13 protein-coding genes are annotated in these 14,177 nt (G+C 48.2%); 1 reads left to right on the top strand and 12 read right to left on the bottom strand.

Features of this window, described 5'->3' with window-relative positions; translation table 11 throughout:
- From BLV48_RS17670 to mdlC, 9 genes are all read right to left on the bottom strand, one after another.
- Nucleotides 1-411: TRAP transporter small permease (locus tag BLV48_RS17670; RefSeq protein WP_091828110.1), on the bottom strand; the 411-nt coding region annotated here is incomplete at its 3' end.
- 3 nt (nucleotides 412-414) lie between these two features.
- Complete coding sequence (locus BLV48_RS17665; RefSeq protein ID WP_091828109.1) at nucleotides 415-1,446, bottom strand: TRAP transporter substrate-binding protein; 1,032 nt, start codon at nucleotides 1,444-1,446, stop codon at nucleotides 415-417.
- Between the two features lie 26 nt (nucleotides 1,447-1,472).
- Complete coding sequence (locus BLV48_RS17660; protein ID WP_091828108.1) at nucleotides 1,473-2,552, bottom strand: enolase C-terminal domain-like protein; 1,080 nt, start codon at nucleotides 2,550-2,552, stop codon at nucleotides 1,473-1,475.
- Between the two features lie 11 nt (nucleotides 2,553-2,563).
- Entirely contained in the window at nucleotides 2,564-3,682 is a 1,119-nt protein-coding gene (locus tag BLV48_RS17655) for an alpha-hydroxy-acid oxidizing protein (RefSeq protein ID WP_091828107.1), read from the bottom strand.
- Nucleotides 3,683-3,703: 21 nt separating this feature from the next.
- A complete protein-coding gene (locus BLV48_RS17650; protein WP_091828106.1) occupies nucleotides 3,704-5,014 on the bottom strand; it encodes a TRAP transporter large permease in 1,311 nt (436 codons plus the stop codon).
- A gap of 3 nt (nucleotides 5,015-5,017) precedes the next feature.
- Entirely contained in the window at nucleotides 5,018-5,485 is a 468-nt protein-coding gene (locus BLV48_RS17645) for a TRAP transporter small permease (protein WP_091828105.1), read from the bottom strand.
- A 34-nt stretch (nucleotides 5,486-5,519) separates the two neighbouring features.
- Nucleotides 5,520-6,503: a TRAP transporter substrate-binding protein DctP gene (gene dctP / locus BLV48_RS17640; protein ID WP_175527726.1), complete on the bottom strand. Its 984-nt coding sequence runs from the start codon at nucleotides 6,501-6,503 to the stop codon at nucleotides 5,520-5,522.
- 21 nt (nucleotides 6,504-6,524) lie between these two features.
- Entirely contained in the window at nucleotides 6,525-7,982 is a 1,458-nt protein-coding gene (locus BLV48_RS17635) for an aldehyde dehydrogenase family protein (protein ID WP_091828103.1), read from the bottom strand.
- Between the two features lie 19 nt (nucleotides 7,983-8,001).
- Nucleotides 8,002-9,585, bottom strand: a complete 1,584-nt coding sequence (mdlC, locus tag BLV48_RS17630) for a benzoylformate decarboxylase (RefSeq protein ID WP_254775083.1) — start codon at nucleotides 9,583-9,585, stop codon at nucleotides 8,002-8,004.
- Nucleotides 9,586-9,696: 111 nt separating this feature from the next.
- On the opposite strand from mdlC, the gene BLV48_RS17625 reads away from it, so the two are divergent.
- Nucleotides 9,697-10,596 carry a LysR family transcriptional regulator gene (locus BLV48_RS17625; RefSeq protein ID WP_091828102.1) on the top strand — a complete coding sequence of 300 codons (900 nt, stop codon included), beginning with the start codon at nucleotides 9,697-9,699 and terminating at the stop codon, nucleotides 10,594-10,596.
- Between the two features lie 121 nt (nucleotides 10,597-10,717).
- Here the strand turns inward: BLV48_RS17625 and BLV48_RS17620 are convergent, their stop codons facing one another.
- From BLV48_RS17620 to BLV48_RS17610, 3 genes are read right to left on the bottom strand one after another with little or no spacing between them, the layout of a single operon-like run.
- Nucleotides 10,718-11,758 (bottom strand): TRAP transporter substrate-binding protein, encoded by a 1,041-nt coding sequence (locus BLV48_RS17620; RefSeq protein ID WP_091828101.1) that lies wholly within the window; start codon nucleotides 11,756-11,758, stop codon nucleotides 10,718-10,720.
- Between the two features lie 12 nt (nucleotides 11,759-11,770).
- A complete protein-coding gene (locus tag BLV48_RS17615) occupies nucleotides 11,771-12,529 on the bottom strand; it encodes an enoyl-CoA hydratase-related protein (protein WP_091828100.1) in 759 nt (252 codons plus the stop codon).
- Between the two features lie 37 nt (nucleotides 12,530-12,566).
- Entirely contained in the window at nucleotides 12,567-14,144 is a 1,578-nt protein-coding gene (locus tag BLV48_RS17610) for a fatty acyl-CoA synthetase (protein ID WP_091828099.1), read from the bottom strand.
- Nucleotides 14,145-14,177 lie beyond the last annotated feature (33 nt).

The following is a 14,177-nucleotide window of genomic DNA, read 5'->3' as shown; positions in this document are numbered from 1 at the left end:
CATCCCTAGAAACTCGGTCACGACTCCACGCCCAATCGAACGCTCACCCAGTTCGAAAATGCGCCAGGCCAGAAAATACAGTGAAGAGGACATCACCAACGCGGCAAACAGCGCCAGCACCTTTACAATCACCGATCCCAGAAAGCGATCCAGCAGATCGACCACAATGTGGCCCCCGCGCCAGGTCACTACCGGCATTGCAGCGAACACCATCACCGCCAGACCGATCTCGGTCAGCTCGGTACCGCCGTGCAGCGGGCTGTTGAATACATAACGACCAACCACGTCGACACAGGTCAACGCCATCAGAATAAACAGCACAACAGACGCTACGACCTCAAGAAAAAAGGCCAGCCACAAGGCCTGCCCCTTCTCGTCGTAGTGCTTTTTTAACCATGCACTGAATGACATCCATCAATCCTTGTATTCAGACTCAAGCTTCATCGCGATGTCACGAAACTCCGATAGCGCTGACTCAGCATCAACTCCGGAGTCCTTAACCGATGCTAACCAAGCCTCATCAAGCCCTTCAGCGACACGCACAAACTCTTCGGCCATTGGGTCACCCTTTTTGACCACATTGACCTGTACTCCCTTAGCGATACTCTCCTGCAGCGCTTCATCACCACAGCGTTCCCATTCAGCCCCTGCCAGGCGTGACAGCCGTTCACCCGAAACGGAAAGAAGCGCTGTACGATTTTCCTCAGACAGCGAATCCAGGAAATCAGGGTTGATGAAGAATGCAAAGCTGGTCTGGTACATACCTCCAGGGAGGAGTGTCAGGTTACGTGCGACTTCATTCAAACGTATAGTTCGCTGCTCACATACAGGCAGAAACGTGCCATCAATAACACCCTGTTGCATCATCTCATATACTTTGGGTGCGGGTGCGCCAACCCCAACAACCTTCATTCGCTCACCCAGTGCATTCATGACACCACCACCAAGGCGCATCTTTTTCCCTTCCAGGTCTGCCAATGAGGTAATTGGTTCAATTGTATGAATCTGCCCCGGTGCATGAGTAAAGAGGCCTACAACTTCTACGCCATCAAACTCTCTTGCCTTACTCAGATACTTTTCATGTACACGCCAATAGGCTGTCGAAGCCGCCTCGGCGTTAGCGCTGTACAATGGCAGCTCTGCCAGTTGTGTCAGTTCAAACCGGCCTGGTACATACCCTGTTGAAGACCAAGCCGCATCCACAACGCCATCTTCAACCTGTGTAAACAAATCTTTAGGGTGGCCGAGGTTATATTCAATTTTAATTTTGACTTCACCTTTCGTAGCCTCTTCGATCCATTTACCCCAAGTGGGGATAACTACTGCATTTTGCGGATGTGAAGGCGGCAGCCAACTAGCCACATGTAATGTTGTCTCACCATAGGCCATACCACTCAAAGCAAAAGTGGTGGCAATCACAGAGTAAATCTTATTTATTTTTTTCATTGTTTTACCTCTATTATTGATTTAATTCAAATAATGAACTTTTCTATTTCTGACTCTTTCCATTCAAAACCTGCACCTGGCTCATCAGACAATACAGCCCTGCCATCACAGAATTTGAGTGACGAGTCCACAACCGATTTTGCAATATCCAGCCTTTCCAACCAGTGTGCGGTTTCTGTTACCGTTAGCAGATGTGCACTAAACTCCTGAAATAAATGACTGGACATAGGTTTTGCATAAGCCTCAGCCAAAGCAGCGGCCTTGATCCAACCCGTAACACCACCTATTTTCATAATATCTGGCATGGCAAAATCATTTGCCCCTAGACGCAGAGTCTTAATCATATCTTCGGTGCCAAGCCAGTTCTCACCAACCTGAACAGGTATATTGACCCTTTCCTTAACCTGTCGACAGGCCTCATCATCAAAATAAGAAACAGGCTCCTCAACCCAGTAGACTCCTTCCGACTCCAAAGCGCTTATACGATTAATTGCTTCGGGAACAGAAAGCCCCTGATTATAGTCAACCATAATTTTTATATTTTCACCGGCGGCTTCTCGAATCCGCCGAATAACGGCAATATCCTCGTTTACATGCGAATAGCCGATCTTGGTTTTTACGCCTTTGAAACCTTGTGAGGCAGCATTCTCAGCACGCATTGCGGCAAGTTCTATTCCATCCATACTGTGGCTGTCATAGCTCTTTATTTCTTTTTTACTGCCACCAAGTAGCTTATAAAGAGGCAAGTTGGCTGACTTTGAAAAGGCATCCCAAAGAGCCATATCAATGCCAGAGCCAGCCATTCGCATTAAACCTGTGTAGCCAAGCAGCTTGAATTTGTTTTCAAGCATCTGGTTGATGGCCACAGGCTCCAGACGACTCTCAAGGATGAGTCCACTCAGTGACTCAGTAAGCGTCTTTAATGCACTGAGCACTACAGGCGAGTATGCAAATATATATGACCTTCCAACAACATTTGCATCTGTATGAATATCAATCAGAACCAACGGTGATGTATCAACAACACCTATAGCAGTATATACCGGATACTCAAGAGGAACATTAACAGCCCTCACGTCCACTTTTTTTATAAAAATATCTGACATAATCTTATACCTCAGCTATAAATAAAGCTTTTATCTAACTGGTTAATATCCGCGCAGCCAATATGTGCCAGCGTGCGATCCACATCATCCTTGAGCATTTGAATCATCTCGCCAACGCCCTCTTCTCCACGGGCCGCCAAGGCCCAAAGCAATGGTCGCCCAATCAGCGTCGCCTCAGCCCCCAGAGCGACCGCCTTTACAATGTCTGATCCACGTCTAATGCCACTATCGATCATCACTGAAATATCGACCGAAGATGCAGCACGCTCCAGGATCTGAATGGGAGCAATACAACTATCCAGCTGTCTCCCACCATGGTTTGACAGGACAACACCATCGATGCCCATTTCTGCACATCGTTTAACATCTTCCACTGAATTAATCCCTTTAACGACAAGCCGATGTGGCCACTGATCCCTAAGCCATCTCAAGTCTTCCCAGTTAAAACTTGCATCCATCTTTCTGCTCATTAAGGCTGCCTGAACCTCAATGTCATTCAGTTCGGCCGTTTCGAAATTAGCCAGTTTTGGCATTCCATTCTTGAGCAGGTTCAACGACCAGGCCGGATGCAAAGCACCATCCAATATCGTTCTGGGTGTGTATTTAGCCGGTAGTGAAAATCCGTTACGGAGATCTCGTTCACGGTAGCCATTGACACCGACATCAACCGTCAGAATCAGAACCTGGTAGCCGCTATTTTTTGCCCTTTCCACAAACTGCTTCGCCAGCTCACGATGAATGACGTACAGCTGAAACCAAAGCTCTCCATCACAGGCTTTTGCCACCTCTTCGATGGAAGCGTTTGAAGCCGTAGACAGTGAAAATGGAATACCAGCCTTGGCAGCTGCTCGGGCAATTTTTACATCGCCATTTGAACTGAACATTCCATTCAACCCTGTTGGGGCCACAGCAAAAGGCGCTTGCTGGCTTTTACCCAGAATGGTTCGGCTAATGTTTCTACTACCAACATCCAGCAGCCTTTTAGGAGCAAATTTTATTTTTTCTATTTCACTCAGGTTATGCTGTAGACCTACTTCATCATCAGCACCACCTTCGAGATAATCAAAAACCATCTTTGGTAATTTAGACTTTGCTGCCCGACGATAGTCATTGTGGCTAATCATTTTCATTTTCAAAACCTGAATTCATCTTTAATTCGGTACTTGTAGAATCGAAACAATATTCGGAAAGGTCAACACGACAATCAGGACAGTAATTTGAAGTCCAACAAAGGGAAGTGCTGCAGCATATACCTGTGTCAGTTTCGTTGATCCGGGCGCTACTCCTTGCATAACCAGTAGCAGTAACCCAAAAGGTGGAGTTAGAAGGCTAATTTCCATCGCAATCAAGACCAAAACGCCAAACCAGACAAGGTCAATTCCTGTCGTATGAACCAAGGGAATGAAGAAAGGAAGTGTCAACATGATCATACTTATTTGATCAACAAAACATCCCAGCACCAGCAAGGTCAACAGCATAAGAATTACCAGGTGGATGCTTGTCAGCTGAAGATTGGAAACTGCTTCAAGAAGGCCAGTTGTAGCACCTGAGAACGATAGTATTTGTGAAAAAGTCGTCGATGCTACCAGGATAAAAAGAATAGAAGCTGATAACTTGGCGGTTTCAGTGAGCGCAACAAATATTTTATTAATATTAATGGACTTATATAAAAATGCAGCCACAAGCGCAGCAACCACACCAAATGCAGCCGACTCAGTTGGAGATGCCAAGCCAAATACAAGAGAGCCGACTACCGCGAAGAAGATGATAAAAAGAGGTACAACATCCTTCAGGAAAGGCGTCCATTTACTCCCTTTTGGGTTCTTCAAGTCATGGTCACAGGGTGCCAATGACGGATTCATTGCACAACGTACAATGACGTACAAGAGAGTGACTACACCAATCATGATGCCTGGAACAACACCCGCTATTAAAAGCTTACTGATCGAAATACCGCCTAAACTGGCCAAAGTTACTGCCAATGCGGAAGGGGGAATTAATATAGCAATGCCTCCTACCGCCAAGATCGGCCCCATCGCCATCGTTGGGTGGTATCCCTTGCGCGTCATTTCAGGCAAGAGCGAACTCCCCATCATGGCAGTATTGGCAATACTGGAACCTGACAAGGTCGCAAAGGCGGTGCCTCCCAGCACCGAGACAATACTCAGGCGTCCAGGTACCGCCGAAATAAGCCGTTCAATTGCAGAAATTGTACGCTGTGCCAGCCCTGTATGGAAAAGCAGCTCCCCCATTAGAATAAATAGCGGCACTGGTACAAGAGAAAATGAGTTAATGGCTTCAGCTGAGTTTCTCGCCATCTGAATGAGGCCAAATTCCCCTCCCAAAAAAACAAATGCACCCAGTACATTCACACAGAAGAATGCGAAAACAACGGGAAGGCCTGAAAGCATTAATATAAAAAGAGTCGAAAAAAGAAACCCTATTGCGATATACCATTCCATGATCTATGCCTCCGCCCCAAATGATCGAATCGAAAACTCAACACAGATGAAAAACAAGCTCACAACTGGAAACACCAGTATTAAATATTCTGGTATCACTATTGTTTTTATTAGTAAGCTTTCTTCATGAATAGAATGATAAAGGATATATGAGAATAGCCCAAGCAATATAAAAGATATTCCAAGGCCAACTAGGCTTATCAACCTACCAAGTATTGCTTTCTTTAGTCCGGTCATGTTTTTCACTAATACATCAACGGAAACATGACAACCTTCTTTAAGCACCCAAGGTGCAGCCAAAAAAGTAGAGACTGTCAGACCATACTCTGACAGCTCTACAACCCATGAGAAAGAGGCGATATCCAAATTACGAAGGATGACATTTAAAAACACCATCACTGACATCAATAGAATCGTCAAGCCGGAGGCTACAACCATAGTTATCAAGGTGCGTTCATAAAGAATACGCATGATAATAAACCTTTATTTTTATTATAGATAATTATTAATCAATTATTTCTTTTATTCTCTTAGTCGTTTCCTCATCGTTATCTAGAAGCTCTCTCCATGCCGCGTCGTAAGCTACTTTCAAATATCGTTCTTTTTCGTTTCCTTCCAAAGTGAGCGTTTGAATACCGGCGTCTTGCTGTAGCTTCCGCTCGTTCTGACTGATTGCTGCATTATTATCATTCAGTGATTCAAGCCACAGTGCTTTTTGGGTCAAATAGTCACGCTGCTCTTTTGTCAGCTTGCTACTCCATGTTCTCTCATTGACCATGACGGTTACATCGGCCTGGTAGAAACCGGGATCAACCCGATACTTAGTTTGCTCTTGCCAACCGAGATCAAAGACTCCCTGCATTGTCCATCCATAGCCATCGACGACGCCTCGCTCAAGTGCTGTATAGACTTCACCGGGGGTTGTTTGCATTACAGAAGCTCCAAGCTCTTCGAAAAAAGCACGGTATATCGGCGTAATCCGTAACCGCTGTCCTTCCAAATTGGCTGAAGTCAAAGGCTTATTGGTATAAAGATGGAATTCGTTGCCATAATTGGTATAAGCCAGAAGATGAACATTCATCTCCTCTTTCCAGATCTGTTGGAGCTGAGACCACTTGCCTGCTGCACGAAGTTCCTGTGGCGAATATCGGGTCAATTTCAATGAGTCGGCCGCAGGCATGACATTACTGTAAAAAGCACCGGTGGATAGAATCATGTCTACAACGCCATTCTTGATTGCATTACCTATCTGAAAAGGAGGCATCGCTTCAGGACCACCGACATAGCGAATTCTAACCGGTGCGTTCTTGTCCTCGTTGATACTAGCAACAAATTGATCAAAACCTTTTGATATCGCAGTTCCCTTATTGAAGGCTGAAATAGCTGATATCTCAACTTGATCACCTGCAATTGAAACCGATGTGTAGCCTGAAAACATAATAGCTAGTGAAAGAGGAAGATATTTATTGATTTTATTTTTATTCATCATATAAACCATCTTATCTTATTATTAGAATGGATAAATAATCGGTTTTTCAGTAAAGCTTACCCACTGAACCTCGGTAAACTCTTCAATATTCGCCAAGCCACCAAAGCGACTGCCATTTCCTGAGTCCCCCATCCCTCCGAAAGGCACGTGAAATTCGTTATTTACGGTTTGGTCATTAATATGAACCATACCCGCCTTCAGCCGGTCAGCCAGTGAGAATGCAACTCCGTAATTTTGTGTATGAATAGCGGCTGCCAGACCATAATCAGAACGTAATACCTGCTCTACCAGGTGGTCTTCATCCTTGAACGTTACAACCGGGACGACTGGGCCAAACAGCTCTTCTGCACAAGCTCTGTTACTGACGTCAACATTTGCCAAGATTGTAGGTTCATAGAAGAGCCTTTCTCCTTTTCCGCCCGTAATCAGGCACGCACCCTGTTGGAGGCTCTCCTGCACGATGCCTTCAACTCGACGGTACTGGGCCTCATTAATCAGCGGGCCTATCTCGACTTCCTGACGATAGGGGTCACCAATGCGCAGTTTTCTGGCACGTTCAGCGAGTTTCTGGATATATTCATCAGCAACACTTTCATGGACGAAATGACGACCTGCCTGCATACAGATCTGCCCCTGATGCAGGAAACTGCCCCAGGCGCCATTGGAAGCAGCAGCATCCAGATCGGCATCGGCTAGCACGATAAAGGCATTATTGCCCCCTAGCTCAAGGGCCGCTTTTTTCAGCCGTCCGCCACATTTACTGCCGATTTTCTTGCCAACAGGTGTGGAACCTGTAAACGAAATCATTGCAACCGATTCATTCTCGACCAGTGCCTCACCGGCGATCACATCGCCGGGAACTACCGAAAAAACACCGGGGGGAAGACCAGCCTCTTCAAATGCACGCGCCATGAGCAAGCCACCAGTGACTGCACTTTGATGATCTGGTTTCAAAACAACCGCATTACCCAATGCAATGGCAGGTGCCACCGAGCGCATTGCCAACAACAGAGGGAAGTTCCAGGGCGCTATGACACCAATGACCCCCAAAGCTACATGGCGCACGATATTACGGCGCCCGGGGACCGATGATGGATAAGTAGCGCCATCCGGATACATGGTCAGTGCCGCCGACGCGTTCAACTGCTCGATGGCCGCCTGCAATTCCCACTCAGCCTTGGGACGAATGGATCCACATTCACGGATATTCCATTCGATAAATAATTCAGCATTCTCTCGCATAACCTCAGCAACTTTGCGGAGACAGTCCGCGCGCTGATTAAAGGGTGTTGCCGCCCATTTACCCTGGGCAGCTTTAGAGCTGGAAACGGCCTTATCAACGTCAATAGCTGTGGTGAGAACAATTTTTCCCAAGGCATTTCCTGTTGCAGGCTCCAGGATATCCGCCACCTCGCCAGTGCTATCACACCAGCGGCCATCAAAAAATTTATTACTGTAGTCTGAAATATTAAAATTCATGATCAACCCCATCTTGTTTTTATAATTTAACTTCAATCAACGAAGGCCCATTACTTTCCAATGCCGCTGCAAGTGAAAGCTTAAAGGATTTCAATGAATCAACATGTTCAGACTTGACGCCATATCCCTCAGCAATTTTCACGAAATCGACACCTTCAATTTCCAACCCAGGCGCACTATCGACATCGAAGAGTTCAGCAAACCATCTCAATGCCATATAGCCATTATTATTTAAAACAATGAATATGGCGGGTATTTGATATCGCACAGCTGTCCAGAGTGCGGAAATGCTGTAGTGCATGGAGCCATCACCAATAAAGGCAATGACTTGCCTGCCCGGACAAGCCATCTGGACGCCAAGAGCGGCAGGCAATGCAAATCCCAAGCCACCGGCGGCAGCAAAATAGTAGCTGCCTGATGTTGCCATCGTCAGACGTGACCAGAGGGTTGCAAGTGTCGATGTGGCTTCATTCAGATAGATACTGTTTGCAGGTGCAATTTCTTCAACGCAGTCAAACAGGTTTTCGACCGTCAGCGCAGCACCATCATCTGTATTTCTGACAACGTCCTGTTTGAAAACCGGGCAATCAGCTTCTTTCTCAGGCAGTGCCGCATACAACTGCTCTACGAAAGGCTGGATACCGGTGATCAGCGCATCACCCATGGGGGCACGTGCGGCCTCGTCAGCATCACTGGTGACATGTACGAGCTGAGCTCCTTGAGGCAGTAGTGCCCCCGGATCCTTCTGGTGATAACGGAACACTGGGCCGCCAATAACCAGAATGAAATCATGCGACTTGATCTTGTCACACAGAGAAGCCTCTCCTGCCGGCAAGATGCCCGCGAAGCAACGATGACTTGTCGGGAAAGGGCAGCGTGGAGCAGAAGGCGCAACCCAGGCCGGGGCGTTCATGCGTTCCGCCAGTCTTGCGACCAGCTCATTACAACCCGCGCTGTCGACTTCAGGCCCCAAGACCAGAACCGGGGACTGGGCCTGTGCTATCCTTTCCCGCAAATCCTGGATCGTGGACGGATCAACGCAAGCGACCTGAACGACCTTCCGGTCCAGTAGAAGATCAAGATTTTCACGCACAGGTTCTTCCCAGTCATCATACGGGATAGAGACATATACGGGCCCGGGAGCATCAGAGACCGCCAGGTTGATTGCACGGTTGATACTGTAAGGTACTTCCTGAGGACTAAGCGGCTCGTAACTGTCCTTGACCAATGGCTTGGGCAACGTGGTCGCATCCGTATTTTTCAGCAAGGGATCGCTGAATACCATGCTTCGTGCCTGCTGACCCGAGGTGACCACGATGGGTGAATGCGAGTTACGTGAATTGGTCAGAGCCCCCATCGCATTGCCGGTTCCAGCCGCTGAGTGCAGATTTACAAAGGATGGCTGACCACTTGCCTGAGCATAACCATCAGCCATTCCAACAACTACGCCTTCATCGAGGCAGAGTACGTACTGAAAATCGGCAGGAAAATCTTTAAGGAAGTGAAGCTCATTCGAGCCAGGGTTCCCAAAGACAGTATCAATTTTGTGGTTACGTAATATCTGATACACAGCATCTTTGACTGTCGGCACTTGCTTGGTCATGTTTGAGCCTTCATGTTTCTTTTTTTCATACACTATCAACGCCAAACATATCGATCCAATCAATATTTTTTGCTATAAGATATAGATTGAATTTATATCTATAGGGTAACTATGTTGCGCAAATCAGACCTCAGCCTGGTGAAGGTTTTCCTCGCAATTTATGAAAACGGAAGCCTCAGCCGAGCCGCCGAAGAGCTTAATATCACCCAGCCTTCCGTCAGTTACTCCCTGTCGCGTTTGAGAGAGCTGCTCAACGACCCTCTGTTCACACGCACACGTGATGGTATGATCCCGACCTTCGCAGCTGACCAGTTCTATCAGGTGTTTCATGAGTCCATCTGCAAAATCGAACAAGCCATTGCAGATGCTCGTCAGTTTGAGCCCAAGACCTCGACACGAACCTTCCGTATAGCTCTATCTGATCTTGGCGAATTTTATTTATTGCCAAAACTACTAAGGGATATTCATATCAAGGCGCCCAACTGCAAGGTAGAAGTTGTAACTACTGAGATAGAAAAAGTCGAAGATTGGCTCTCACAAGAACGAATTGATTTGGCTGTAGGGAATCTTAGTTTTCTGAAAGGACGAACACTTCATAAGAAACTATTCGATGAACATTATCAATGTATCCTCTCCACAAAACACACTCGGATTCGGGGAGAGCCGACCCTAGACGAATTTCTTAACGAAAATCATATCTTCATTTCAAAAGCAAGCGGGCACTTTTACATCAATGACTATTTGGGTGAACGAGGCAAACAGATAAACATCGCTCTACATATACCTCATTTTTCTGCGCTGCCTGGTATCATCCCTGATAGCGATCTGATAGCTTGCCTACCCAGCCGGGTTGCAAAAGAATTTATCTCACCCGGAAACCTGGTATCTTTTCCTTTACCTTTCCCTACCCCAGAATTTGAAGTATCTCTATACTGGACTGAATCAACTGATGATCCTTCAGCTTTACGCTGGCTCTGCGAAGTCGCCTACCACGCGCTTAAAGATATTTGACTTAAAAAGTCTCCGGCTTCAACTTTATCAATCGCATGCACAACATAGAATAAAAAGGCCAGTCACAAGGCCGGCCCCTTATCGTCGTAGTGCTTTTTAACCAGGCACTAACAGACATGAATCATTCCTGCTTCTGAGCTTCGTACTCACGAGCGATTTTACGCAGTTCTGCCAAGGCCGCAGCGGCATTTATGTCGAGGTCCGCAACACTGTCGATCCACGCCTGATCCATGCCCTCGGACAACCTCAGGAAATCCTGAGTGAACGGGGCATTCCGGTCATGCTCAATAATGGTTACACCCTGCTCTCGCGCGAATTCCAGACCTTCATAGTCGGTTTCTTCCCAGGCCTTGCCAGCCAGTGCAGACAGCTTTTCACCGGACACGCTCATGATCGCTTCACGGTCTTTCGGGTCCAGATCAGCCAGGAAGTCCGGGTTGATGAAGATTGAAAATGTACCCATGTACATCCCGCCGGGGATTGTGGTCAGATACTTTGTCACTTCCGCCAGACGCTGTGCTTTCTGCTGTCCCACCGGCAGCAGAGTGCCATCCACCACGCCCTGCTGCATCATCTCGTACAGCTTTGTGGCGGGCGCCGATACCGGCGCAACCTGCAGCCGCTCGGCAATATCGGCCTGTACACCACCACCGATACGGATCTTCTTGCCCTTGATATCGTCAATACGCTCAATGGGAATGGTCGTCATCAGCTGGCCCGGCCCGTGGGTGAACATCCCCACCACCTCAAGCCCCGAGAACTCATCTGCAGACTGAAAGTATTTTTGCTGTACACGCCAAAGCGCAACGGAGGCCGCCTCGGCACCCACCCCCATACCCGGCTGCTCTGCCACCATGGGCAGCCTGAAACGTCCGGGAACATAACCGTGATAGCTGAAACCGGCATCAATCACACCGTCTTCAACCAACTGGAAATAGGACTTCGGATGCCCCACATCGTATTCAATCTTTACCTTTACCCGCCCTTCTGTGGCCTCTTCAACCCACTTCGCCCAAGTCGGCCAAACAACCGAATTCTGCACAGACGTCGGGGGCAACCAGGTACCGACGACCATGGTCGTTTCCGCACTCACCACGCCAGCGCATCCAAGGCCTGCAATCAAGGAAAGGCCCACACCATATTTTTTTATTGTCTTAAGCATTGTGTTTCCTTTTTATTTTGGTTTTTTGGTGAAAGAACCACTTTCAAAAAGCTCAATAAGTTGAGCCAATTCTTCCCGCATACTCTTTTCTGAATTATGCGAAAAATTATTCTTTATCAGCTGCTTGGTTCTAATAGCGGATTCGGTTGGTAACAGAGCAAGCTCCTCTGCACTTTTCATTGCAGTATTGAAGGCTTCGCCATCCTCACACACCTCGTTTATGAAACCCTTTTCACAGAACCGATTCGCTTTCCAGGTTCGGCCAAGGACAAGCAACTCCGTTGCAATACAGTGAGTTGAAAAGTTTGGAATAATGAATGTTGCCGCAAACTCAGGACACAGGCCAAGGCTCGTAAACGGCATTTTGAAGAAGCTGCTTCGTCCTGCATAAACCAGATCGCAATGCAAAAGCAGCGTCACACCAATACCGACGGCAAAACCTTCAACAGCCGCGATTACAGGTTTTTTGCATTGACTCATCCTGAGCATGAACTTAAATACCGGATGTGTTTCATCCTGTATTGGATTATTAATAAAATCCTCAACATCATGACCGCTGCAAAAATACTCATCATGCCCCGTGATCACAATGGATTTTATTTCGGCATTTTGTTCTGCCTGGGTTAAAAACTCCGAGAGTAATGTATATGCATTAATATCAAGTGCATTCTTTCTGGCAGGATTGACGATTCTGATCACCATCACAGAGCCGTGAACATCCCTGCGGACACAAGGTTCGGGTCGCATAGCAATTTCCTTGGAATTCAGCATCTGGAACCTGACCGGTTCCAGATGCGATTACGTCAGGCTAGAAGTCCGAGAACTGTTTGCGCAGTGCTCGTTTCAGAAGCTTTCCGGACGTGTTTTTGGGCAACTGCTGCACGAAATGCACGTGCTTGGGTACCTTGAAGGGCGCCAGATTTTCTCTGGCATGACGGATCAAGCTTTCCGCATTCTGATCGGCCTCGGGGCGCAGTACGACAACCGCTGCAATGGCTTCAATCCATTTTTCATCCGGCACGCCAATCACCGCCACTTCATCGACATCAGGGTGCGTGTACAGCGCCTCCTCGACGTCTCGACTGGCAACCAGCACCCCACCGGTATTCACGATGTCCTTGATGCGATCCACAATCCAGATGTAGCCCTCTTCATCGCGATAACCGAGATCACCCGAGTGAAACCAGCCACCGGCAAAGGCCTCTTCGGTTTGCTCGGGCTTGTCCCAATAGCCCACCATCAACTGTGGCGACCGATGCACCAGCTCACCCTGCTGCCCTGGCGCACACTCTTCGCCGGTCGCAGGGTCAACAATCCGTGTTTCAACATTGAAAATGGGACGACCGCAGGATGCGGGCCGCTCAGCATGCTCTTCCGGCGCCAGTACCGTGGCCAGGGGGGCTATTTCACTTTGCCCATAGCAGTTATAAAGCCCGGAGTCGGGCAGACGCTCACCCAACTCTTTCACGATGGGCTCCGGCATGATGGATGCGCCGTAATACAGCTTCTGCAAATGCTGCAGCTCTGATTCGACAAACTGCGGATGACGCAGCAACGCGATCCAAACGGTGGGCGGTGCAAAGAAGCTGTTCAACCGCTTCTGTTTCAGCTGCTGCAGTATCAGCTCGGGGGTCGGTGTATCCTGCAGGCACGTGTAGGCACCCGATAACAGGGCCGGCATGGTAAACACATGCATCTGCGCGGAATGATACAGCGGCAGTGCCGCCAGACAGCGGTCGGTCTGCTTGATATCCAGATGCAACAGGCAGCTTACATATTCAGCCATCAGGGAGCGGTGCGTGTGCATCGCGCCCTTGGGATCTGACGTTGTACCGGAGGTGTACAAAATCTGGACCACGTCATTCTCATCCAGTGCAAGCTTCGGCGAATGCTCACTTCCGGCACCCTGTGCAACCATCAGCACATCGGTTTTACCTTCCACCCTGGCGTTACTGTGCAAACTGCCTTGCATGCTCAGGTTCAGCTGATCGCATACAGCATCGATGTGCCCCTTAAGGCTGTCATCTGCAAACAGGGCACGTGCACCCGATTGCGTCAGGACATACACCAGCTCACGTTCGGTCAGTGAAAAATTCACGGGCACATGGATCAGACCCGCACGGGTGCAAGCAAGCCAGAGAATCAGGTAGGCATCAGAGTTTTTGCCATACGCCGCAACACGGTCCCCCTTGTTAAGCCCCTGCGCCAGCATGTGGTTTGCGACTTTATTGACGGCCGCGTTCAGCTCACGATAGGACCAGCAACGGTCGGCATACTCCAGGGCTATCTGCTGAGGATGCTGCACGGCAGCCCTGTGCAGAGCATCCCCGATGGTATTGCGATTGGCTCGATCAATCTGCTTTTGGGTTTGAGCTTCCGAATTCATATTCACCTCTCGTTATTATTTTTTTACCCAGGC

Source organism: Marinobacterium iners DSM 11526, assembly GCF_900107855.1.
GTDB classification, from domain to species: domain Bacteria; phylum Pseudomonadota; class Gammaproteobacteria; order Pseudomonadales; family Balneatricaceae; genus Marinobacterium; species Marinobacterium iners.
Note: the sequence above shows the minus strand (reverse complement) of the source record. Positions and strands in the feature narration are given on the sequence as shown.

Excerpts from the sequence above, each read along its gene's own strand:
- mdlC (WP_254775083.1), bottom strand. The coding sequence starts at position 9,585 with ATGACCAAGCAAGTGCCGACAGTCAAAGATGCTGTGTATCAGATATTA.
- BLV48_RS17615 (WP_091828100.1), bottom strand. The coding sequence starts at position 12,529 with ATGCTGAATTCCAAGGAAATTGCTATGCGACCCGAACCTTGTGTCCGC.
- BLV48_RS17665 (WP_091828109.1), bottom strand. The coding sequence starts at position 1,446 with ATGAAAAAAATAAATAAGATTTACTCTGTGATTGCCACCACTTTTGCT.
- BLV48_RS17625 (WP_091828102.1), top strand. The coding sequence starts at position 9,697 with ATGTTGCGCAAATCAGACCTCAGCCTGGTGAAGGTTTTCCTCGCAATT.
- BLV48_RS17620 (WP_091828101.1), bottom strand. The coding sequence starts at position 11,758 with ATGCTTAAGACAATAAAAAAATATGGTGTGGGCCTTTCCTTGATTGCA.
- BLV48_RS17650 (WP_091828106.1), bottom strand. The coding sequence starts at position 5,014 with ATGGAATGGTATATCGCAATAGGGTTTCTTTTTTCGACTCTTTTTATA.
- BLV48_RS17660 (WP_091828108.1), bottom strand. The coding sequence starts at position 2,552 with ATGTCAGATATTTTTATAAAAAAAGTGGACGTGAGGGCTGTTAATGTT.
- BLV48_RS17645 (WP_091828105.1), bottom strand. The coding sequence starts at position 5,485 with ATGCGTATTCTTTATGAACGCACCTTGATAACTATGGTTGTAGCCTCC.
- BLV48_RS17635 (WP_091828103.1), bottom strand. The coding sequence starts at position 7,982 with ATGAATTTTAATATTTCAGACTACAGTAATAAATTTTTTGATGGCCGC.
- BLV48_RS17655 (WP_091828107.1), bottom strand. The coding sequence starts at position 3,682 with ATGAAAATGATTAGCCACAATGACTATCGTCGGGCAGCAAAGTCTAAA.
- BLV48_RS17610 (WP_091828099.1), bottom strand. The coding sequence starts at position 14,144 with ATGAATTCGGAAGCTCAAACCCAAAAGCAGATTGATCGAGCCAATCGC.
- dctP (WP_175527726.1), bottom strand. The coding sequence starts at position 6,503 with ATGATGAATAAAAATAAAATCAATAAATATCTTCCTCTTTCACTAGCT.